Below are 22,165 nucleotides of genomic sequence, written 5' to 3' on the forward strand. Positions count from 1 at the left end.
AAACCAACCCATTATATTGAAAAGGTAGTGTCTAATAACACTACCTTTTTTATTTTATAAACTTAATAGTTAAAAAATATGAAGGTGATTCTCCATTTGCAGCTTTAACAGCATTCACTATTGGTAAAACAAACCCTAATATTCCCACTCCAATTAAAGTTAAAATTCCCAATCCTAATAATAATATTGCAGGAATACTCAAAACAATATAAAGGAGCATGCTTAATTGAAAGTTAATGATAGATCTGCCATGCTCAGCCATACCGGTAACATTATTCTTTGAGCTCAGCCATATTATTAATGGCACTAGAAACCCGCCAAAACCAGTTACATAATGTAATAACTGTGTCAAATGGGTTATAGATACTAGTGTGTTGTCTTTTCTTAAAACATTTTGATTTACTACTTCCATTTTTGATTGATTTAATGATGTATTTATTGGTAGCATTTTTTACAAAAATGTTACAACCACAGTCTAATTCGTATTTTTGCCATATGTCATACAATGATAACATCATAGCTCTTGCAAGCCCCTCTGGTACTGGAGCAATTGCGGTAATTCGTATATCTGGAAAAGATGCTATCAGCATAGTTTCGAAAAAATTTCAATCCGTTCGAAATAAGAAACTTGAAAATCAAAAAACGCATACAATTCACTTAGGGCACATAGTTGATGAAGGTAAAATCATTGATAAGGTTTTGGTATCTATATTCAAAGATCCTAATTCTTATACAGGTGAGAATGTAGCTGAAATATCTTGTCACGGGTCGCCCTATATTCAACAACAAATCGTTCAGCTTTTTTTACGCAATGGATGTAGGTCTGCAAAAGCTGGGGAATTTACCCTTAGGGCATTTTTAAATGGTAAAATGGATTTAAGCCAGGCTGAAGCCGTGGCCGATTTGATCGCAAGTGACAGTGAAGCAGCACATCAAATTGCAATGCAACAAATGCGCGGTGGCTTTAGTAATGAGATTGCTCATCTGAGACAAGAATTATTGGACTTTGCATCATTGATTGAATTAGAGCTGGACTTCTCTCAAGAAGATGTAGAATTTGCCGATAGAGCCCAATTTAAAGAGCTCCTAAGTAAAATAACAGAGCTATTAAAAAAGCTAATTGATTCCTTTGCCCTCGGCAATGTTATCAAAAATGGAATACCCGTTGCTATTGTTGGTGAACCAAATGTTGGTAAATCAACTTTATTGAACACCTTGCTAAACGAAGAACGCGCTATTGTAAGTGATATTCCTGGTACCACACGTGACACTGTTGAAGATCAAATATCAATCGGTGGAATCAATTTTAGATTTATTGATACTGCTGGAATACGCGAAACCCATAATAAGGTAGAACAAATAGGAATAGCCAAAGCCTTTGAAAAAATAGAACAAGCTCGATTGGTTATTTATCTTATTGAAGCCTCAAAAGATAAAAAAGAAGACATAAAAAGGTTGGAACAAGAATATTCGGATAAGAAAATAGTATTAATCGCCAATAAAGTTGATGAAGCAAATGCAGAAAATTTGCTAAGACTAAAAAATGATTTTCCTTCAATTCAACTAATTTCTGCAAAAACAGGAAAGGGCGTAGAAGATTTAAAACAAAAATTACTCAAACTTTCAAATGCGGGTGAATTGGGCAAAAATGATACTATAGTAACTAATAACCGTCATTATGACGCGTTGCTCAAAGCCTTAGAATCAATTCAGAAAGTAAAAGAAAGCATGGAAATAGAGCTTTCGAGCGATTTAATGACCATTGATATTAGAGAAGCGCTGTTCCACCTTGGTGAGATAACAGGTAATGTAACAACTGACGACTTACTAGGAAATATATTCTCTAATTTCTGTATCGGGAAGTAAATAAGTTTATTTTTTTATTTCTTATAAGGAGTTCGGCACTTTGAGCGATTTATGGAGGAAAACCCAGAGGCAGGTGCGCTTTACGAAGAATGGCGCGACCCCACAGGCAAAAAGTAGTTTGCGCCCTACGGAATTTCTTTTTACCCGCCTCTGGCGGGCTTCTCGCTTATCTTCCCGAACGCGGAAGAAATTCCACAGGAGCCATGCGCAAAGTTTTGGGGTAAGATTTGGGAATCAAATAGAATAACATTAATAATGTCCAAATTTGCTATATATAGATAAATAGAGTATCTTTATCTTCTAAAAACAGATAAAATGAACATAAGTTTCACAAAAACACAAGAAGAATATATCTCTAAACAGGTTAAATCTGGAGAGTATCAAAACAATAGCGAGGTAATAAGAGATGCACTTCGATTGCATCAAATTTATCGCGATAAGGTGATTGCAGACTTAAGGGCAGAGATTGAAAAAGGTTTAAATAGTGGTATTAGCATAAGGTCAGTGAAAGACATTATCGAGGCCAAGCGTAAATCTAGGAAAACCGCTTGATGGGAAACGACAAACTTAAATCCTTTCTATTATCCAATGATGCCGATGCGGATTTAGATGAAATCTTTGACTATACAGAAACTGAACATGGTTTTAATCAAGCTGTTAAATACTTATCAGATTTGGATAACTTGTTTGAGCGGTTGGTCAAAAATCCCAATCTCGGAAAAGAGCGAAAGGAAATAAAGAAAGGCATTTATAGTATTGTTGAACAGGAGCATATCATTTTTTATGAAATACATGAAGAGTATATCTTAATTGCAAGGGTCTTACATGGTAGAAGGGATATCCCTAAATTTATCAAATGACCAAGTTGAAAGTATTTGTTATGAAAACAATCTCTCGAAAACAATACCTATCTGCAACCAGTCGTTTAGAAGAATTAATTAATCTAGTCGATGACAATACACCTTTGGATAGTCTATTGGCTAAAGAGTTTCTCAGAGTTTCAGACATTATTGAAGAATACGAGAGTATTCACTATCCAATGGAAGATTCGAATCAATAGGTATGGAAAACAAAAATACTACTAAAAGAAACCAAAGGTTTTCACCTATTTTCCACCTCGAATGCCCCTACCCCACTGTTTATGGACGTAGTAAAATATTGCATCGGGGAAATAACCTTTAAAAACTCCGAATCGTAAAGTGTATCTTTGTATTCCAAATTTTATGCATGTTTACTTTTTTTTCAAAGAAAGAATATCTTGTCGACCACTTATCTGGACTCATTGATATTCATAATCATATACTACCAGGAATTGACGATGGTGCAAAAACAGTAGAAGAATCTATTGATTTGATTAAGAGTTTTGGAGAATTTGGAATAAAAGATTTTATCTGCACCCCGCATATTATGAGTGGTTATTACGAGAATACTCCAGAAACCATAAAAAAATCCTTTATAAAACTTAGAAAGGAGCTTGAAGAGAAGAAGATCGTAAATGCCAATTTAAGCTATGCCGCCGAACACATGATTGATTCAAGTTTTGATGAGCTTTTGGAAAACAATATGATTATCCCTCTAAATTCAAGTCATATACTTATTGAAATGTCCTATCTACAACCTAGCATCAATTTTGAAGCTTCCATCGGACTGATAAAAAATAGAGGGTATTTCCCTATTTTTGCGCATCCTGAACGATATCAATATTTGAATAATGATATTAGAAATTATTATGCCTATAAGCCCTTAGGTATTAAACTTCAACTTAATTTACTTTCTCTGGGAGGTCATTATGGAAAAGAACCAAAACAAACATCTTTAAAACTCTTGGAAATGGAAAAGTATGATTTCTTGGGCAGTGATGTGCATAACATTGAACATTTAGATACTCTCAAGGAAATAAAAATCCAACCAAAGGTATTGGATGAAATTTATCGTCTTAAGTCCAACAATCAACTTTTTTTCACTGAAAGTAACTCAAACTAAAAATGATACCTTTTCTTTTTAGGTTTTCCATAGCCATACCCATATTACCCGGCATATCCCAAATTTGGGGGCATTTACACTGTTAACAATAAACGACAGACCTTTTAACTTACCTTCTTTTTACATCTGTATAGGAAAACCAATTACATTTGTTTCGGTAGTACCTGCCCTAGTTACATAAGGAGTTTGATCTGCATTTTCACTTATCAATACTGGTTTTTTACTCCAAGAATTGGTTTCAACTTATTTAAAATTGAAAATTATTTATTGTAGGAATATTATCTTAAAAGAAGTTACAAGTACATTAAAAATTAATACAAAAAAGTTCGGGCCCTAAAAAAGTCCAACCCTGGTCTTTTTTAATTAGTACACTTGCCTAGCTAGTGTCTTTTTATTATCAAAAATCGACCTGATTCATATATTCTTCAATATTTTCATAACCATCACCATCAAAATCTCCCCGGTAACTTTGATCTAAATTTCCAAATTGTTGTATTTCCCATGAATCGGACATACCGTCGTTATCAGTATCATAATTAGTTGGTCGGATATTTGAAGGTATGTTAGGCAACACCCAGTTTGCAGCAACCTTTGGCTTATAGTCGATGTTGTCCCGCAGAACGGAAAGCATCTTTACATCGAAAGAATCTCGGTATTCTTGAACTTCTCCACTATCATCAAGATACTTATAAGCACCTATATCCCCATTAACTACCAACCTATTAAAAGCATCTTGTGCCGTGGTCTCTGCCCAGGGATTGGGTACGGTGGATGGGAATTGTGAAGCCGCAATGTTCAAAGGGTCAGCAATCCTATTCCTATCTGGATTATTAATCCAAAGAACTGTATTGTCCTCCGAATCATTGCCCTTAAGATCAATTGTTCCCGAATTGTATCCGTTTATTTTAATGGATCCACTATACACATTTCTGCGCGTAAACACTTGGGGCACATCATTTGATTCCAGACCTCCAATCCAAGAATATACGCCATTGGTTCTTTGATAATAATTACCTAGATGGTTCAATCGAATGTCATGGTAAACTCTGCTGGATTTGGACTGACCATTGTGAATCACGTTATTGACTACTTCTCCAAACCCATCAAATGCCATATTAGGAGCACGGTTTGTTGATATTAATACGTTATTCAAGTAACTAATGTTATCAATAAGTTCTTCGGGATTGCTCGGCCGGTCAGGATTTACTTCAGTATAAAGACCTGTATGGCCATCAGCAAAAAGTCCATATTGGAACGTTTGTCCTTTGTTGGTACAAGGACAATTAGGCGCCGTAACGTTCTCTTGCCTCACTGCAGAACCTGCAATTTTATCTGGTGCAAAACTACCTGAGACATGATCAAGCATCAAATCGTTGACCCCAGTGAAATGAAATGCCCACGTTTGACGATCATCTTTTGTGGAAAGTACACCTTCAATATTAAAAATGGGGCGTGACCTTAAATAACGTATAATGATATTACCTTGGTCAGGATTAAAGCCACCGATTCTGAAGGTTCCGCCTGTTAAAGTAATGCCCCCCCGGGGTGCTGATTGGCCAAAAACCGTTTTCCCACGGACATAAATTCCCTGTCCATTTCCTTTGGGCCAATTCTTCGTTCCCCCAACGCCAATGTCAATATTACCGCTTACGTTGAATACAATATATCCAACATCATGGAGTGTTAAAGCATCTTGAAGACCACCTGTGTAATACGCATCATTAACACCGTTTTCAGAATGGAATGTTGCAGCTACAGTGTCATCAAGTGTATCGACTATGTATAGGATCTTACCTCTTCCTCCTGTTGCATTGGACCCCCCACCAAAAGCGGTTGGAAATGCTTTTAACGGTCCCGTGTACTCTTGATTAGAGTCATCCGTATCGGGATTAGTATTATCCTCGATGTTGATATTATCTTCTTCGGTGTTGGTATTATCGTTTTCATCAGTTGCAGTCTCAATATCAGATTCGGAATCAGCCAATACATATTCATTGAACAGGTCAGAATCTTTTGAACAAGAAAAAATAATAAATAATGATGCTGTATATAATAACACCTTGAGTGGGGAATTAGTGTTTTGATTCATGGGGAATATAGGTTAAGAATATTAAGTACTCAATGTTTGGGTCTTAAAATTATTTAATATTTAAGCTTAATCGATGAAAATCATGATATTTTCGATGAAATACACTTTTATAATACAATAGTTGTGCGCTTTACAAAACCTTTTAGACTTTCATTAATTTTTTTCGATAAAACGCTTGTTTTCTTAACAAATCTTTCGCACTAAGCACAATATTGAAATATATTTTAAGCACTTAAGTAATACGCCGAAAGAATCGGTTTTGGATTTTTATCGATGATTTATTCGACAAAGTGCAAGTTTTTTTAACATTTTTGGGAGGTATAAACATCATGGAAGGATAATCCCTATTTAGCATTAGTTTTAGCAGAAAATAACTGATCCAACATATAATATATTGCATATAGTACGTTATTAATGAGGTAAATTGCAAAAGACGTATGTAACGAATCCGATAGTCATAAGAATTGATGTAGCATCTAGGTTCAATTAATTAATACCATTGTTTAAAAGCCTGATATCAGGAGTAAAAATTGTAATAACAAAATATCAAGATAATTTTATGAAGGAAAGACCAACTATCATCTATATCATGTCTAATCAACGATCTGGTTCTACACTAATTGAGAATGTGCTTTCAAAATCTTCCCAAATTGTTTCGTTAGGGGAAGCGGCTCTTTTGAGCGGACATATTCATAAGACCGGACCCGGTAGTAATTGGGATTGGAATTGTTCTTGTGGTGAAAGTTTATTGGAATGTGATTTTTGGAATAAAATATATAGAAAGCTGGAAATTTCAGACCCCAGAGAAATCACTAATACGAGGATTGACAATCCTAAAGGGGAAGATAAGGCAAAGCAAAAATCAAATAATGATAAGGTTAAAGCCTTGATGAACCAGATTTACAAAGCTGTCTTTGAAACCACTAAATGTAACGTATTGGTTGACTCTTCTAAGGAAGCGTTTCATGGGACTTCTCTTTATCAAAATTCCCCCTTTAATTTTAAATTCATCTATTTGAGAAGGGATTTACGTGCCGTATCAATTTCAAAACAAAAATGGTGGAAAAGATACGGTGGGGAAGACAAAAGCCTTTTAAGGTTTCTGTTGTCCAACTATTTACATAGAATGAGATATTCATCAATGCTTCGAAGTGTAAAGAAAGAAGATATTTATTACCTCAAGTACGAAGAATTTTTCGATAATCCTCAGAAGATATTGGACGAAATGTCAAACTTTTTTGGCTTTGATGCATATGAGATGCCTGAATATATGGAACTAAACAATGACCACACAATAGCTGGTACTCCGAACCGCTTTGAGAAGAGAAAGATCAAATACGATGATCAATGGCATAGTACCGCCAAAAAACTTCCCCTTTTCAATGCCTTAGGTTATATACTTAACAAAATCGGATGAGTCTTAGCGGCAAAATTAAGCACGCAGGTAAATGGCAGTCTTTTTCTGTCCTATCTCTAAGCGTTTTGCAGATTCTTTACTTTTCCATCATGACCCGGATTTTATTTAAAGAAGACTATGGTCTCATGGCGATTATCAATGCAATAATAGGTATTGGAAATATTTTTATACAAGGGGGTATGGGATCTGCATTAATACAAAGAAAGGAAATAAATAACAGGCATATTAATGGCGCCTTGCAAACGAGCCTGCTTTTAGCAGTAATATTGTATATCGTTTTTTATATTATCGCCCCATTTATTGCTTCCTCATATAACGACCTTAGGTTAGATAGTCTCATTAAAGTATCGTCCTTAAATCTTATATTGCTTGCGCTGAGTAATATTTCAGTCAATTTGCTTTTTAAATATTACTACTTTAAAAACGTCGCGATAGTTCAAATTATCTCAAATATAATCGGCTATGGTACCGGCGTTTATTTAGCAATGAATAATCATGGAGTATGGTCTCTTGTTATTGCGACCCTTATAGCCTCTTTACTAAGTGCTATAGCTTTGCTTTATTTAGCTCCTATAAAAATCAGCCTAAAAGTACATTATAAAGAAGCCCGTGAGTTGTTTGGTTTTGGTTCAGGTATGATGTTATTGACGTTTAGCAATTTTTTATCGAATAAGGGGCTGAATCTGATTTTTGGAAAAATCTTTGCACAAGATATATTAGGTGTCTATGAAAGAGCCTCTACGGTAAAGGATATACCCAGTAAATTTCTTGCGCAGATTATAAATAAAGTTATGTTTCCGGTGATGTCTGAAATACAGGATGAGAAGGAAAGGTCGATTAGAATTTACAAATTTGGGTTGGGGTTAAGCAACTCGATTATGATTCCTACTACGGTTTTACTAGTTTTTTTTTCAGCTGAAATTGTACAAATTCTAATGGGAGCGAAGTGGTCAGAGGCTGTAATACCTCTGCAAATTATGTTTCTAGTTCTGACTTTCAGTAATTCCGGAAAAATGACAGATACAGTTATTAGGGCCCAAGGTTTAATTTATAAAAATGTCACTCGCAAGTACATTTTTATGGTAATCATCCTAGTACTTTCTGGAGTATTAGGTTATTTATATGGAATCAATGGTGCGGCCGTTGGAATTGTTATAAGTCATTTTATAAACTATGCGATGATGATTGTTTTAGTAAAAAATGTTTTCAAGGGATCAATTGGAGAATATTTTTATAAGCCCTTTAAAGAAGGGCTAAAGCTAGGCCTCTATCTTGGATTTTTGATCTTTGGATATAAATACTTATTCAATTTATGGGGAAAAACCGATGTCGTTATGTTTATTGTATTTATAGTAGGTTTGTTGATATTGTGTGCTGTTTTGGTAAAGTCTAAACCTACTGTATTTGGGCAATATTTAGAAACGACAATTAGAAATACATTGGACATAAGGTAATACTGTTATTTTAAGTATAGTAGGATTATAAATATTTTGAGTTTTAATTATGAAAGAGCAATCACCAATTAATTTCTGGGGCATAGGAGCTCAAAAAGCAGGGACTTCATGGTTATATTACAATTTGTCTAAAAAACCAGAGTTTGTGATTCCTCCAGTAAAGGAAATGCATTATTTTGACAGGGACACCAAATACCCTTCGCCAAACATCCTTTCCAAAACCCAGGTTCGAGATAGGATTACCAGCTTCGCCTATTTAAAAAAGGCTTCAAGATCCATTATATCAACAATTGTTAAGGGAAAATTTAAGAATCTTCCTTTTACATTTAAATGGTTCTTCTCTGATTATAGCGATGAATGGTATATTTCAGTTTTTGCCCCTTTAAAGGGAATTAAAGGCGAGATAACACCTAGCTATTCCATGCTAAGCAAGCAAGATATATCCAGAATGCATGCGATGGCTCCTGAAGCTAAGTTAGTTTTAATGCTCAGAAACCCCGTTGATAGAGCCTGGTCTCATTTTAGGCATACTAAAAAAGGTATTAAAGGATTTAATCTTGATAACGTCAAAGAGGATGACATTATAGCTTTTATGCAAAGTGAAGGGCAGCAACTAAGGTCGGATTATGTGCGTACCATTAACAACTTTACCAGTGTTTTTCCTAAAGAGCAACTATTGATCGGTTTTTTTGATGCAATAATGGATGCACCAGAGCAATTGCTTGAGGAGGTGATACACTTTATTTCATCCAAAAATGAATCTGAGGAAGGGTTGAAAAAATCTTGGAATGTTAACGATTCGACAATAAATAAGGTAGTGAACAAATCCATAGAACTAGATTGCCCCCCCGTGGTTTTGAACTTTTTAAAGGAAAAGTACCATGGTATGAGCTTAGACCTCGCCAACCAGTATGGAGGCTATTTTAATAAATGGTATTTTGAAACCTATAATAAACCTTCTGAAAACAAAGACGACAGATTATTTCCAACAATTCTCCTTTCTTAACAGTTAGTCATAATCTACTATTTGTCAGCAAGTTCATTGTATGAAATTTGGCCTTTCCATTTGGAATTTGGGATATATAGAGCACTCTAATCTGTTGACTTATATTCTAATACTTCATTACGTACAGAAACAACAAACCTCCAAATTTGGCGACATCGTCCAAAAAGTAGGTTTTGTCTTGTATAGTTGAATTAAAATTTCGAAGACTATCTGAGTTCCAAGGTCATTTTGTTTATCCAAATTTTGATACCGACCATAACCTTTTGATGGATTCTTTTTGGCATCTACACTTCAAATGCACTTAAAATCGGGAAAAGAAACCAAAAAAAAATCAAATCAGCCGCCGGAAAATATTAAATAAAAACCTAGATTGAATTACTATGCATATTCCTTAATATCCCTAATTAAAACATTTGCTTATGTGGGGATAACTGAATTTAGCGATATCCTCATGATGAAGAGTAAGTATCAAGAGTGCGCCCAAGCTTCTTTAAACAAAATCGAAGTCTGCCCAACGCATTTAATTGTAGAGACAATCATCGATATGTTTCCCAGAAACTAATTCAATCTAAAATTGATACCATTTCTTTTTGTTAGTACCATAACCGTAGCCATATTTTCCTCCATAACCCAAATTAGATGACTTTACACCGTTAACGATAAACGACAGGCCTTTTAATTTCCCCTCCTTTTGTAATTGAACAGGAAAATCTACAACACTGGTTTCCGTTATTCCCGCCCTTGTTACATATAAGGTCTGATCGGCATTACCGCTTATCAACAAGGTATCGGAAACTACCATTAGTGGGGCGGTATCCACAATGATATAATCATACTTCTGTCTAACATATTCGAAAAGTTCATCCACTCTTTCATTCATAAGTAATTCCGTTGGATTTGGCGGAATATTGCCTGCGAATACGATATCAATGGTTTGATTATTCGCAAGAATTGAGGAAATAATTTGCTTTGGAACCAAATCACGATTAGAAAGAAAGTCAGTTAATCCTTTATTATCCTTGTTTGTTTGAGACTTAGCCAATTTATCTACATTCTTTGAGCTGTAAAATTCGTAAATCTTTGGATTCCTGATATCAGCACCAATTAGAAGAACTTTCTTCCCTGCATTCGCATAAATCATGGCCAAATTGAAAGAAACCAATGTTTTTCCTTCACCTGGGACACTTGAAGTTACAAAAATTGAATTGCCAAATTCTCTACTATTCGATTTTGATTTTAGTAAGTAGTCTAGATTGGTACGCAGAATTCTAAGGGATTCGGCCAATACTGTACGTTCATCCGTTTTAATTAGGGTATCTTCTTTGCTAGAAATCTTTGGTAGCTCGGCTAAAACCGGAACATCACCAGTTAACTTTTCTAAATCATTTTTATTGTGTATTTTATTATCCAATACCTCATTAACATAAATTATCGAAAATGGGAATAATAGTCCAAATACAATGGATGCTAATAAAATAATACTTTTTTTTGGCGATACTGGAATTTCACTGACCAAATAAGCATCATCAATAATCTTAGATTTCGGAGATGCAGAAGCAAAGGTAATTTGTGACTCTTCTCTTTTTTGTAGCAGATATAGGTATAAGGATTCTGTAGTCTGCTGTTGTCTACTTATGTCCCTAAGTGCACGCTCATTTTTGGGAGCAGAATAAATCTTAGAGTTAATTCTTGAGAGTTGACTGCTAAGACTATTGACCTGAAGGGTGAGATTGTTTTCCATACCATTTAAGCTGGATAGCATACTTCTCTTTAATCCATCCAGTTGCTGATCAAGATTAACGATAATAGGGTTCTTTTCATTGGAACTCTCCAACAATCTCTTTCTCTCCAAAGCAAGATCGTTGTATCGTGCAGTGGTATTTGCAATAGTGGCATCAGACAAACCAACATTCGCAGGGAGTAGTTCGTAGCCTTCTTCACTTTGAACTATGTCTCTCATTGATGATGCAATATCTAGTTGTACCGTTGCATTTTGCAATTCCTGCTGATTGCTAGCACCAATATTTAGATTTACATTAGTTTGTGCAGCGATATCAGCAATTCCACGTCCCGATTTGAAATCTTCTGCATTCTGATCTACTGCAGAAAGGTTTCCATAAATATCGGCGATGCGGTCATTAATAAAATTTGCCGTACGATCTGCAACGGCTTTTTTGTCATCCACTGCATTTTGATTGTATCGCTCAATTAACGAATTAATTATGTCCTTACCTCTTGATTTAATGGCATCTTCTAAGGAAACAGTTATAATGTTAGAAACATCTCCTGAATTCACTAACGTAATCGCATTTTGATAAAACTCTGCCATTACAGAGAGAGGGACTACAGTGACTTTGTATTCCTTTTCATAACTCTTTGGGAGATTATCTAAGGCTGGAGTTATTATAATTTCTCCAACTTCAGAACTGATTTTCTCACCAAATGAATAGCTATTACCATATTCTCCACTTTCGATACCATATAGAAATGATGTATTATTGATTGGTTTCAAATAAAAACTCACATCATCCAAAGAATTTATTAAGGTATCAGGAGTTAAAAAATTAATATTAAACGGTGGCTTATCATACAGTTCTGAATCACGAATATTTCCTAAAGCCCTAATTTTTATATTCAAACCTAGTTTCTTAACTACACTTATCATATTAGAGCGGGACAAAAAGACTTCCATTTCATCCATGACCTTAGCTTCCCCCGAACCGGTTAGAACTTCTAGGTCTTTGAATGGATTAAGAGAAGGTCCTGAAGATTCTTCATCCAAAATTCTGATTTTAGCTTGAGCTGCATATTTAGGTGTGGTATAGCGAATGTAAAGTAAACCCAAACAAACACATAAGAAAACACTTACAAAAAACCAAACCTTATTTTTCAGATATGGTTTCAACAACAAGTTGAAATCAACCCCAGTATTAATGTGGTTTCTAACATTCATAGTTATAGATGGCTTTTTAAAATGAGGACTAGTTTCTAGTTATGATTATAACAGTAGATGTTATCAGAACTGAAATGAGAGACACGTATAATCCCGCCCTAGCATCGATTGAAGTTTCCTTTATTCCAGACTTGTTGGGTTCTACATAAACCACATCATTTTGGGTCAGATAGTAAACCGGTGATTTAATTATATCTTTAGAAGTTAAATCAATTCGGGAATAGACCTTAGTACCATTAAAGTCCCGAATAACCAATACGTTTTCGCGGACACCTCTAATCGTCAAATCACCAGCAAATCCTAAAGCCTCTAAGATGGTAACCTGTTCTCCACTAACTGGATAAGTCCCTGGATTATTAACCGCCCCAAGTATCGTGACTGTAAAATTTCTAAGCCTAATGTTTATAATTGGGTCTTTTAAATATTCGGATAATTTATTACGTAACAATTGGCGTAACTCATCAGGAGATAGTCCTTCGACTTTTAACTTTCCGATAACCGGAAAATCTATTTCTCCACCTTGGTCGACCAAATAGTCCACTTGTTCTGCTTGAAAGCCGCCTTCTGTACGTCCTCTAAAAAGGTTGAACGGTGCACTTGCTTCCGGATTTAATGAAGAAACATGAATGGATATCAAATCGTCAACTTTAAACTTAGAGATGAATGAATTATCATTAACCAAAGTCTCGAAATTTCCAGTATCCTGAAAATATACCACCTCTTTTCTGGAGGCACAAGAAGATAGTAAGATCAAAACACACACAACTACTACCTTGCCGAATAGCATCAAATTATTTTTTTTCATGAAATAAGAAGTGTTAAACAATTTAATTTAAATAGCTGCAGTTTTCCTAGCTATAATTTTGCCTTCGTCTTCAAAAATAGTGTTTTTTTTCTTATCCAATTTGCAAAATTCAGAGTTGTTAGATATAAACTCCGGAACAATATCCTTCATTAGCTGTACTGTGTTATTTCCAAAAAACATATTGGCTATGCAAAGCTCGTCAATAAGAGATTTAAGTTTCCCATATTCCATTTTTCTAGCCTTACTAATTTTTATTTTTTTGTGGTAGGTAGGTAGCGTGTTCTCTCCATTTGCCAATAATTCTTCATACAACTTTTCTCCAGGTCTTAAACCTGTAATAATAATATCTATATCTTCCGGATAAAGTAAACCTGAAAGCTTAATCATATTTTTTGCCAAATCAAAAATCTTCACGGACTCACCCATGTCAAAAATAAAAATTTCACCACCGACACCCATTGAACCTGCCTCTAAAACCAGTTGAGACGCTTCAGGAATTGTCATAAAATAACGTGTTATATCCTTATGGGTAAGCGTAAGTGGCCCACCTTTTTCGATTTGCTTCCTAAATAATGGGATAACCGACCCATTGGAACCTAGAACATTTCCAAATCTTGTAATAATATACCGCGTATCACTAAGTTGTTGTAAACAGCTTACATAAATTTCAGCTATTCGCTTACTAGCGCCCATTATGTTTGTTGGATTTACCGCCTTATCAGTGGAAACCAGCACAAATTTATCCACCTCATGTTCGGCTGATAAATCAGCTATATTCTTTGTCCCTGCAATGTTTATTTTAATTGCTTCGTACGAATTTTGCTCCATTAGTGGGACATGTTTATAAGCTGCTGCATGGAATACCATATTTGGCTTGTGCTCCTCAAAAAGATTATTCATCCTTTTCTTATCCCTTACATCTCCTACAATAGCAGAAAAATTGTGAAATCCTTTTTGTTTTAATTCTTGCTGCAAATCATACAAAGCCGATTCTGCTTGGTCAATGATAATCAAAGACTTGTACTTGAAATTGCATATTTGCCTAACCAATTCACTACCTATTGAACCCGCTCCTCCTGTTACCAAAATAGTTTTGTTATACAATTCCTTTTCTATGTTAAGATTGTCCAGATCAATAGGAGCGCGATTTAATAAATCCTCAATTTGAATATTCTTTATTTGGGACGCTTTCAATTCCCCATTGATCCAATCTTCAATCGGAGGAACAATTTTAACCACCACAGGAAAATCAACCAGTCCTTCTACAAGTGCCTTTAGTCTCGAGCTGGAAATGGTTTGAATACAAAATATGATTTCAGAAATGGCTCTCTTAACAATGAAGTCTTCAGTGAGGACATCTGGCGAATACACACTAACGCCATTAATGACTTTGCCAATCTTCTTTTTGTCATTATCAACGAATCCCACAACCTTCACATTATTTTTGGAAAGGTTGATAATCGCATTATATGTGAGTATTCCCGATTCTCCTGCACCGTATATTACGATGTTCTTAGAAGAGCTTGGCCTATTTTCATTCAGAACATTTAGGTAAAAGACTTTAAAGACATATCTAGAGGAAACCATCCCAATAAAACTTATCAGACTATTAATAATGATTATGGATAGCGGAATAGTAAACCTTACTTCTGTTTCAAAAGATCGGTAAGTCAAAACAATAAATATGGCAATGATACTTGTAAGACATATTGCATTAAAAATATTGTAAACATCTTTTATACCCGTATGTCTTATGACTCCTTTATAAGAGCCGATAATCAAAAATGAAAAAAGAGCTACAATAGCAACAAGCGGCACTTGCATATATAAGTTTTCTACTGCGAAGTCAAAAGTGAGATTGAATCTTACAAAATAAGACAACACAAAAGCCATACATACAATAACCACATCGATGGCCAAAACCAACCATTTAGAGGCATATCTTTCTACAGTATTGGTTAAGTAACTTTGTATCATTGAATGGTTTTTTTAATGGTTTGGGCAGTACGTTCTAAATCTATTGAACTTAAATTGGAGCCGCTAGGCAAACAAAGTCCTTTATCAAATAATGTTTCTGAAGTCCCATCTACAAACGCCATATTTTCCTCAAAAACTGGTTGTAAATGCATTGGTTTCCATAAAGGTCGTGATTCTATGTTTTCGTTTAACAATGCAATCCTAACCTTTTCTCTTGTAGCATAGTTATCAAACAAGACACAACTCAACCATCTATTTGAAAACATACCTTCCGGCTCCGGGAGAAAAGATAATCCATCTATATCATTAAGCTCTTCAAGGTAATATCTGTAGTTCCTTCTCCTTGCCTCTACCCTTTCGTCCAAGACTTCCATTTGTCCTCTTCCGATACCTGCAAGTACATTACTCATTCGATAATTGTGCCCAATTTCAGAATGTTGATAATGTGGTGCATTATCTCTGGCTTGAGTTGCCAGAAAAACGGCTTTCTCCTTTTTTTCTATGTCCTTTGATACTAATGCACCACCCCCAGAGGTAGTAATGATTTTGTTACCATTGAAAGAGAGTATGGCAATATCACCAAAGGTACCACAGTTTTGTCCATTCCAAGAACTTCCCAGAGCCTCGGCACTATCTTCTAATATTGGAATACTATACTTTTTTCCTATAGCATGAATTTCTCCAACCTTATAGGGCATTCCATATAAATGCACAGCAATTATGGCTTTGGGTTTAACACCCTCTTCTAAACGTTGAAGAATAGCCATCTCCAAAAGTTCGGGAGACATATTCCAAGTTTCCAGTTCACTATCAATAAAAATAGGTCGCGCACCTAAGTAGGCAATTGGATTGGCAGTAGCGGAGAAAGTAAAACTTTGACACAGCACCTCATCACCAGGGACAACTTCCAATAGCTTAAGTCCAAGATGTATGGCAGCAGTGCCAGAGCTTAAGGCCGCTACATGCGTGCCATTTCCTAGATAATCTTCAATTGACTTTTCAAATCCAGAAACGTTGGGACCAAGAGGGGCAATCCAATTAGTTCTAAACGCTTCTTCGACGAAACTTTGTTCGTTGGTTCCCATATGGGGAGATGAAAGCCAAATCTTAGTAAGTATTTCCACAAGGTTAAATTATAGTAAGATTCAATTAAAATACACAGCCAAATTAGCCATAGTTTTGTAGCCCAAGTCAAAATTGGGTATAATTTCGATTAATATCAAAAAAATATCGGTTAAAGGGCTTTTTCAACCCAAACAAATAAACCTAAAGTCGAGAATTTGATAGTGTAACATCTTGTCGACTTAAAAATCCATTTATCGACAATATTTTTTAAATAGTGGAGTTATTTACTAATCTTTGCACGCTCAATGAACAAAATCATTTCATGAAAAAAATTACAGAAATCTGCTGTATTGGCGCTGGATATGTGGGAGGACCTACAATGTCGGTAATCGCAAATCAATGTCCTGAAATCAATGTCACCGTGGTGGATATTAATCAACAACGTATAGATGACTGGAATAACACAAATCTTGAAAACCTACCTATATACGAACCGGGACTAAAAGAAATCGTAGCCAAGAACAGAAATAAAAACCTTTTCTTCTCAACCGAAGTCGATAAGGCCATTGATAAGGCCCAAATGATTTTTATTTCGGTCAATACACCAACAAAAACTTATGGCAAGGGAAAGGGTCAAGCGGCAGACTTAAAATATATTGAGCTGTGCGCAAGAACTATCGCCGAGGTAGCCAAAGATGACAAAATAGTGGTTGAAAAATCTACTTTGCCAGTTAGAACTGCCCAAGCGATAAAAAGCATTTTGGACAATACGGGTAAAGGAGTACATTTTGAGATACTTTCCAATCCCGAATTTTTGGCTGAAGGTACGGCAATTGATGATCTTATCAACGCTGATAGGGTGTTAATAGGTGGTAATGACTCCCCAACTGGCCAAGAAGCCAAAGATGCGCTGAGCCAGGTTTATGAAAATTGGATTCCTAAGGAGAAAATATTACAGACAAACGTTTGGTCTTCAGAGTTATCGAAACTGGTCGCCAATGCATTTTTGGCACAACGCGTCTCTTCCATCAATGCAATTTCCGCTCTCTGTGAAAAGACTGACGCCAATGTTCAAGAAGTATCAAAAGCCATCGGTTTTGACAGCAGAATAGGTCCAAAGTTTTTGCAGGCCTCTGTAGGTTTTGGAGGTTCCTGTTTTCAAAAAGATATCCTTAATCTAGTATACATCGCCCGAAGTTATGGATTAGCAGAAGTAGCTGATTATTGGGAACAGGTAATTATAATGAATGATTACCAAAAGCGCCGTTTCGCCGAGAATATCGTGAACACGCTGTACAACACCGTATCTGGAAAAAAGATTGCTATGTATGGATGGGCATTCAAAAAAGATACCAACGATACCCGGGAATCTGCTGCCATTTACGTTGCTGATGCTCTGCTGGAGGAGAAAGCAGAGATTGTGGTGTACGACCCAAAAGTATCAGAAGATCAGATATATGCCGATCTTGATTACTTGGGGAGCCGAAGTTCTAGTTTGACGAGGGAATTATTGAAAGTTGTCGATGATCCCATTAAAGCAACGGAACAAGCCCATGCCGTGGCCATAATGACGGAATGGGACGAGTTTAAAACATTTGACTGGGTAAAAATCTTTGAAAATATGTTAAAACCTGCCTTCCTCTTTGACGGCCGACGCTTGTTGGAAACCCAAAAAATGGAGGATATCGGGTTTAAGTATTATAAAATAGGGCAATCATGAAAATTTTGGTAACCGGGGCAGCCGGATTCATAGGTTTCCATGTCTGCAAAAGCCTTCTGGAAAAAAAACATGAAGTAGTCGGTCTTGATAATATTAATGATTATTACGACACAAGACTGAAATTTGACAGACTTAAAGAACTAGGTATCCAAGAAGAACAGGCCAAAAATGAAAATTTGCGGGTGCAAAGTGTAACGCATATTAACTTTAGTTTTGTAAGAATGGTATTGGAGGATCGCAAAAATCTTCCTGAACTTTTCAAGACCGAATCATTTGATATTGTCTGTAACTTAGCGGCACAGGCAGGGGTTCGTTACAGTTTGGAAAATCCTGAGGCCTACATTGATAGCAATTTGGTAGGTTTTTTGAACATATTGGAGGCCTCTCGCCATAACAATATTAAACATCTGGTTTACGCCAGCAGTTCAAGTGTCTATGGAGCCAATGAAAAGGTTCCCTTTGAAACAAAAGATCGTGTAGATAACCCAGTAAGTCTTTATGCTGCTACGAAAAAAAGCAATGAACTCATGGCTCATACTTACAGTCACTTGTTCAACCTGCCCACAACTGGGCTTCGTTTTTTTACGGTATACGGTCCTTGGGGAAGACCGGATATGGCTATGTTTTTGTTTACGGACTCCATTTTAAATGATAGACCTATTAAAGTCTTTAACAATGGCCAATTGGAGCGGGATTTCACCTATATCGATGATATCGTAGAAGGTGTTACAAAAATCATTGAGTCGGAAACCACTAACCAAAAAAAAGAGGTGCCTTATAAAGTGTACAACATAGGGAACAACCAATCTATAAAACTTATGGATTTTATTCAATCCATAGAGGAATGCTTAGGGATTGAAGCAAAAAAAAATATGTTACCTATGCAGCCGGGGGACGTAATTAGGACCTGGGCGGATGTGAATGATTTAATTACTGACTATGGCTATAGCCCAAACACCCCTGTAAAGGAAGGCATAGCACATTTCATAGATTGGTATAAAAACTACTATTCCTAGATCATGGTTCATTTCAATTGAAGGTGAAAGTTAATTTTACCAATTTTTAACCAATAAAGGTTCTTATGGATTCAAAAAACGATTTTTTTCTAGCTGCACTTACCGCGTCCATTGAGGCGGGAAGAGCAATATTGGAGGTTTACGATAAATCTGATTACGGTGTGACTTCAAAAGAAGATTCCTCCCCTTTAACAGAAGCCGATTTAATTTCTAGCAAAATCATCAACGAACATTTGACTCAAACTCCTTTCCCTATTATCAGTGAAGAAGTAAAAACGGAAAAAAAATCCCTTCGAGAGTCGTGGACAACTTGCTGGGTGGTCGACCCTCTAGACGGTACCAAGGAGTTTATAAAGCGAAATGGTGAATTTACCGTTAATATTGCCCTTTGTCATGATGGAATACCGATATCCGGAGTGATTTACACTCCGGTGACTCGAGAACTTTATTATGCGAGGGTCAAAGACGAAGTTGCCTTCAAAACAGTATTAAATGAAAATCATGAAGTTACCGATGGATTTTTCAATGAAAGAGACCATATCCAACCTTCAACTATTGATAGGAAAAAAATCCGCATTGTAGGTAGCCGTTCGCACATGAATGAAGATACTATTGATTTTATGACAGGATTGAAGACCAAATATGATGCTGTTGAGATTGTTTCAAAGGGCAGTTCCCTAAAGTTCTGTTTAGTGGCCGAAGGCAAGGCCGATATATATCCAAGATTTGCTCCAACTATGGAATGGGATACAGCTGCAGGTCATGCGATTTGCAACGCCGTCGGACTAAAGGTGATTTCACAGGATACAAATGATGAATTACTGTACAATAAAGAGAGTATGTTAAATCCTTATTTTTTGGTAACGCAATAACTATGGGTAAAATTTCCAGTTTTATGGGTAAGATTTCCCATAAAAGACATATTGCTAAAACACTTACCTGGCGTATGGTTGGTACGCTGGATACAATCGTATTATCTTGGATTATCACTGGAAACCCGACCACTGGGCTCAAAATTGGATTTTCAGAGGTATTGACTAAAATGATTTTATATTACCTACATGAAAGAACATGGGTAAAGGTGAAAATACCAGAAAGTAGAAAAAGACACCTATTTAAAACATTTTCATGGAGATTTATCGGGACTTTAGATACCATATTACTATCGTGGTTAATCTCGGGAAACCCTATGACCGGCTTAAAAATTGGTGGTTTTGAAATCATTACCAAAATGATATTGTATTATTGCCATGAAAGGGCTTGGTACCGGATTAATTTTGGTCTGGACAAAATAATTAGATCAAAAACATGGAAAAGAATATAGTAGCGCATTCATACAAAATAGGAGCTGAAGAACGCCGTGAATTAAATGGTCACAATTCACTTCTCGTTTTCTTCACAGGACTATCAGGCTCCGGGAAATCTACTTTGGCCAATGCCTTCGAAGAACGGTTGCATAAAGAAAAGATTAGGACTTATGTACTTGATGGGGATAATGTACGTAAGGGTATTAATAGTAATCTCTCTTTCAAACCGGAAGATCGATCAGAAAATCTTAGACGAATCGGTGAAATTTCAAAGCTTTTTATAGATGCTGGAATTATTGTTTTAGCAGCGTTCATAGCACCTTACCAAAAAGATAGGGAGTCAATAAAAAATACTGTTGACGCCGCAAACTATGTCGAAGTCTTTGTTAACACCCCTTTGGATGTTTGTGAAGAAAGGGATGTCAAGGGACTTTACGCAAAAGCTCGCAAAGGGCAAATCAAAAATATGACCGGTGTTTCTGCGCCTTATGAGAGTCCCATTGAACCAGATGTAGAAGTCTCAAATGAAAATAGTCTTGAAGAATCTGTTGATATCATATATAATAAAATCAAAAACCAAATAAGACTCAAAAAATGAGTAAATTCTATTTAAATTATCTAGACGAATTGGAATCAGAAGCCATCTTCGTTTTACGCGAGGTTTGGGCACAATTTCAAAATCCAGTTATTCTTTTTTCTGGGGGTAAAGATTCAATTCTTGTGGCGCACTTAGCTAAAAAAGCTTTTTTTCCAGCCAAAATTCCATTCCCATTAATGCATGTAGATACTGGTCATAATTTCCCAGAAACAATACAATTTAGGGATGATACTATAAAAGAGCTTGGGGTTAATTTGATAGTAGGTTCTGTGCAAGAAGCCATTGACGATGGAAGGGTAGCAGAGGAAAAAGGGAAAAGTGCAACTCGGAATTCACTACAGATTACTACATTACTCGATGCTATTGAAGCGCATAAAGTTGACTGTGCAATAGGCGGTGGAAGACGTGATGAAGAAAAAGCTAGAGCTAAAGAACGTTTCTTTTCACATCGCGATGATTTTGGACAATGGGATCCGAAAAATCAACGACCAGAATTATGGAATTTGTTTAATGGAAAACATTTCGAAGGAGAGCACTTTAGAGCTTTCCCAATAAGTAATTGGACTGAAATGGATGTTTGGAACTATATAAAACGTGAAAATATTGCCATTCCTTCGCTATATTTTGCTCATGAAAGAGAGGTCGTATGGAGAAGTGATTCTTGGATTCCAAATTCTAATTTTTTAAAGTTAGAAGAAGGGGAAAAAATAGTAAAAAAGAAAATTAGATTTCGAACCCTTGGGGATATTACCATTACTGGTGGTATTGAATCTGATGCTGATACCTTAGAAAAAATTGCGGAAGAAGTTTCTGGTATGAGGCAAACCGAAAGAGGTAATAGAACAGATGACAAACGTTCTGAAAGTGCAATGGAAGATAGAAAAAGACAAGGGTATTTTTAAAAAAAAA

20 protein-coding genes are annotated in these 22,165 nt (G+C 35.9%); 14 read left to right on the forward strand and 6 right to left on the reverse strand.

The window, feature by feature from the left end:
- Positions 1-49 precede the first annotated feature (49 nt).
- Positions 50-412, reverse strand: a complete 363-nt coding sequence (locus tag RM706_RS12265) for a DUF4870 domain-containing protein (protein WP_311351906.1) — start codon at positions 410-412, stop codon at positions 50-52.
- Positions 413-495: 83 nt separating this feature from the next.
- Between RM706_RS12265 and mnmE the strand changes: the two genes are divergently transcribed.
- The 5 genes from mnmE (at position 496) to RM706_RS12290 (ending at position 3,849) form a co-directional block, all read left to right on the forward strand.
- Positions 496-1,866 (forward strand): tRNA uridine-5-carboxymethylaminomethyl(34) synthesis GTPase MnmE, encoded by a 1,371-nt coding sequence (gene mnmE / locus RM706_RS12270; protein WP_311351908.1) that lies wholly within the window; start codon positions 496-498, stop codon positions 1,864-1,866.
- A 315-nt stretch (positions 1,867-2,181) separates the two neighbouring features.
- A complete protein-coding gene (locus RM706_RS12275) occupies positions 2,182-2,418 on the forward strand; it encodes a type II toxin-antitoxin system ParD family antitoxin (RefSeq protein ID WP_311351910.1) in 237 nt (78 codons plus the stop codon).
- Positions 2,418-2,726 (forward strand): type II toxin-antitoxin system RelE/ParE family toxin, encoded by a 309-nt coding sequence (locus RM706_RS12280; RefSeq protein WP_311351912.1) that lies wholly within the window; start codon positions 2,418-2,420, stop codon positions 2,724-2,726. Before RM706_RS12275 ends, RM706_RS12280 begins: the two co-directional genes overlap by 1 nt.
- A complete protein-coding gene (locus tag RM706_RS12285; protein WP_311351913.1) occupies positions 2,723-2,926 on the forward strand; it encodes a hypothetical protein in 204 nt (67 codons plus the stop codon). Before RM706_RS12280 ends, RM706_RS12285 begins: the two co-directional genes overlap by 4 nt.
- 167 nt (positions 2,927-3,093) lie before the next feature.
- A complete protein-coding gene (locus RM706_RS12290) occupies positions 3,094-3,849 on the forward strand; it encodes a tyrosine-protein phosphatase (RefSeq protein ID WP_311351916.1) in 756 nt (251 codons plus the stop codon).
- 397 nt (positions 3,850-4,246) lie between these two features.
- On the opposite strand, the gene RM706_RS12295 is transcribed toward RM706_RS12290, so the two are convergent.
- Positions 4,247-5,938, reverse strand: a complete 1,692-nt coding sequence (locus RM706_RS12295) for a hypothetical protein (RefSeq protein WP_311351918.1) — start codon at positions 5,936-5,938, stop codon at positions 4,247-4,249.
- 559 nt (positions 5,939-6,497) lie between these two features.
- On the opposite strand from RM706_RS12295, the gene RM706_RS12300 reads away from it, so the two are divergent.
- Genes RM706_RS12300 through RM706_RS12310 form a run of 3 tightly spaced genes read left to right on the forward strand, consistent with a single transcriptional unit; the run spans position 6,498 to position 9,815 of the window.
- Positions 6,498-7,355 carry a sulfotransferase gene (locus RM706_RS12300; RefSeq protein ID WP_311351920.1) on the forward strand — a complete coding sequence of 286 codons (858 nt, stop codon included), beginning with the start codon at positions 6,498-6,500 and terminating at the stop codon, positions 7,353-7,355.
- Positions 7,352-8,809 (forward strand): lipopolysaccharide biosynthesis protein, encoded by a 1,458-nt coding sequence (locus RM706_RS12305; protein ID WP_311351923.1) that lies wholly within the window; start codon positions 7,352-7,354, stop codon positions 8,807-8,809. Before RM706_RS12300 ends, RM706_RS12305 begins: the two co-directional genes overlap by 4 nt.
- A 49-nt stretch (positions 8,810-8,858) precedes the next feature.
- Complete coding sequence (locus RM706_RS12310; RefSeq protein WP_311351924.1) at positions 8,859-9,815, forward strand: sulfotransferase domain-containing protein; 957 nt, start codon at positions 8,859-8,861, stop codon at positions 9,813-9,815.
- A 568-nt stretch (positions 9,816-10,383) separates the two neighbouring features.
- On the opposite strand, the gene RM706_RS12315 is transcribed toward RM706_RS12310, so the two are convergent.
- The 4 genes from RM706_RS12315 to RM706_RS12330 are packed head-to-tail and all read right to left on the reverse strand — an operon-like array spanning position 10,384 to position 16,635.
- Positions 10,384-12,768: a GumC family protein gene (locus RM706_RS12315; RefSeq protein WP_311351926.1), complete on the reverse strand. Its 2,385-nt coding sequence runs from the start codon at positions 12,766-12,768 to the stop codon at positions 10,384-10,386.
- 28 nt (positions 12,769-12,796) lie between these two features.
- Positions 12,797-13,573 (reverse strand): polysaccharide biosynthesis/export family protein, encoded by a 777-nt coding sequence (locus tag RM706_RS12320; protein WP_311351928.1) that lies wholly within the window; start codon positions 13,571-13,573, stop codon positions 12,797-12,799.
- A 27-nt stretch (positions 13,574-13,600) separates the two neighbouring features.
- On the reverse strand, positions 13,601-15,550 hold the full coding sequence (locus tag RM706_RS12325) for a polysaccharide biosynthesis protein (RefSeq protein WP_311351930.1): 1,950 nt from the start codon (positions 15,548-15,550) through the stop codon (positions 13,601-13,603).
- Positions 15,547-16,635 carry a DegT/DnrJ/EryC1/StrS family aminotransferase gene (locus tag RM706_RS12330; protein WP_311352021.1) on the reverse strand — a complete coding sequence of 363 codons (1,089 nt, stop codon included), beginning with the start codon at positions 16,633-16,635 and terminating at the stop codon, positions 15,547-15,549. Before RM706_RS12330 ends, RM706_RS12325 begins: the two co-directional genes overlap by 4 nt.
- Before the next feature lie 302 nt (positions 16,636-16,937).
- Here RM706_RS12330 and RM706_RS12335 point away from each other — a divergent pair, with 302 nt between their 5' ends.
- The 6 genes from RM706_RS12335 (at position 16,938) to cysD (ending at position 22,158) form a co-directional block, all read left to right on the forward strand.
- Positions 16,938-18,335, forward strand: a complete 1,398-nt coding sequence (locus RM706_RS12335; RefSeq protein ID WP_311351932.1) for a nucleotide sugar dehydrogenase — start codon at positions 16,938-16,940, stop codon at positions 18,333-18,335.
- Complete coding sequence (locus tag RM706_RS12340) at positions 18,332-19,351, forward strand: NAD-dependent epimerase (protein WP_311351934.1); 1,020 nt, start codon at positions 18,332-18,334, stop codon at positions 19,349-19,351. Before RM706_RS12335 ends, RM706_RS12340 begins: the two co-directional genes overlap by 4 nt.
- 65 nt (positions 19,352-19,416) lie before the next feature.
- Complete coding sequence (gene cysQ / locus RM706_RS12345) at positions 19,417-20,223, forward strand: 3'(2'),5'-bisphosphate nucleotidase CysQ (RefSeq protein WP_311351937.1); 807 nt, start codon at positions 19,417-19,419, stop codon at positions 20,221-20,223.
- 23 nt (positions 20,224-20,246) lie between these two features.
- Entirely contained in the window at positions 20,247-20,675 is a 429-nt protein-coding gene (locus RM706_RS12350) for a DUF2061 domain-containing protein (RefSeq protein WP_311351939.1), read from the forward strand.
- Complete coding sequence (gene cysC, locus RM706_RS12355) at positions 20,660-21,256, forward strand: adenylyl-sulfate kinase (protein WP_311351941.1); 597 nt, start codon at positions 20,660-20,662, stop codon at positions 21,254-21,256. Before RM706_RS12350 ends, cysC begins: the two co-directional genes overlap by 16 nt.
- Positions 21,253-22,158, forward strand: a complete 906-nt coding sequence (gene cysD / locus RM706_RS12360) for a sulfate adenylyltransferase subunit CysD (RefSeq protein WP_311351943.1) — start codon at positions 21,253-21,255, stop codon at positions 22,156-22,158. The genes cysC and cysD overlap by 4 nt, the downstream gene beginning before the upstream one ends.
- Positions 22,159-22,165: the final 7 nt, after the last annotated feature.

Origin of the sequence: Croceitalea rosinachiae (assembly GCF_031846445.1) — a bacterium.
Classification (GTDB): Bacteria; Bacteroidota; Bacteroidia; order Flavobacteriales; family Flavobacteriaceae; genus Croceitalea; species Croceitalea rosinachiae.

Bases quoted from the DNA above. Each gene is read 5' to 3' on its own strand.
- RM706_RS12265 (WP_311351906.1), bottom strand. From the start codon at position 412: ATGGAAGTAGTAAATCAAAATGTTTTAAGAAAAGACAACACACTAGTA.
- mnmE (WP_311351908.1), top strand. From the start codon at position 496: ATGTCATACAATGATAACATCATAGCTCTTGCAAGCCCCTCTGGTACT.
- RM706_RS12275 (WP_311351910.1), top strand. From the start codon at position 2,182: ATGAACATAAGTTTCACAAAAACACAAGAAGAATATATCTCTAAACAG.
- RM706_RS12280 (WP_311351912.1), top strand. From the start codon at position 2,418: ATGGGAAACGACAAACTTAAATCCTTTCTATTATCCAATGATGCCGAT.
- RM706_RS12285 (WP_311351913.1), top strand. From the start codon at position 2,723: ATGACCAAGTTGAAAGTATTTGTTATGAAAACAATCTCTCGAAAACAA.
- RM706_RS12290 (WP_311351916.1), top strand. From the start codon at position 3,094: ATGTTTACTTTTTTTTCAAAGAAAGAATATCTTGTCGACCACTTATCT.
- RM706_RS12295 (WP_311351918.1), bottom strand. From the start codon at position 5,938: ATGAATCAAAACACTAATTCCCCACTCAAGGTGTTATTATATACAGCA.
- RM706_RS12300 (WP_311351920.1), top strand. From the start codon at position 6,498: ATGAAGGAAAGACCAACTATCATCTATATCATGTCTAATCAACGATCT.
- RM706_RS12305 (WP_311351923.1), top strand. From the start codon at position 7,352: ATGAGTCTTAGCGGCAAAATTAAGCACGCAGGTAAATGGCAGTCTTTT.
- RM706_RS12310 (WP_311351924.1), top strand. From the start codon at position 8,859: ATGAAAGAGCAATCACCAATTAATTTCTGGGGCATAGGAGCTCAAAAA.
- RM706_RS12315 (WP_311351926.1), bottom strand. From the start codon at position 12,768: ATGAATGTTAGAAACCACATTAATACTGGGGTTGATTTCAACTTGTTG.
- RM706_RS12320 (WP_311351928.1), bottom strand. From the start codon at position 13,573: ATGAAAAAAAATAATTTGATGCTATTCGGCAAGGTAGTAGTTGTGTGT.
- RM706_RS12325 (WP_311351930.1), bottom strand. From the start codon at position 15,550: ATGATACAAAGTTACTTAACCAATACTGTAGAAAGATATGCCTCTAAA.
- RM706_RS12330 (WP_311352021.1), bottom strand. From the start codon at position 16,635: ATGGGAACCAACGAACAAAGTTTCGTCGAAGAAGCGTTTAGAACTAAT.
- RM706_RS12335 (WP_311351932.1), top strand. From the start codon at position 16,938: ATGAAAAAAATTACAGAAATCTGCTGTATTGGCGCTGGATATGTGGGA.
- RM706_RS12340 (WP_311351934.1), top strand. From the start codon at position 18,332: ATGAAAATTTTGGTAACCGGGGCAGCCGGATTCATAGGTTTCCATGTC.
- cysQ (WP_311351937.1), top strand. From the start codon at position 19,417: ATGGATTCAAAAAACGATTTTTTTCTAGCTGCACTTACCGCGTCCATT.
- RM706_RS12350 (WP_311351939.1), top strand. From the start codon at position 20,247: ATGGGTAAGATTTCCCATAAAAGACATATTGCTAAAACACTTACCTGG.
- cysC (WP_311351941.1), top strand. From the start codon at position 20,660: ATGGAAAAGAATATAGTAGCGCATTCATACAAAATAGGAGCTGAAGAA.
- cysD (WP_311351943.1), top strand. From the start codon at position 21,253: ATGAGTAAATTCTATTTAAATTATCTAGACGAATTGGAATCAGAAGCC.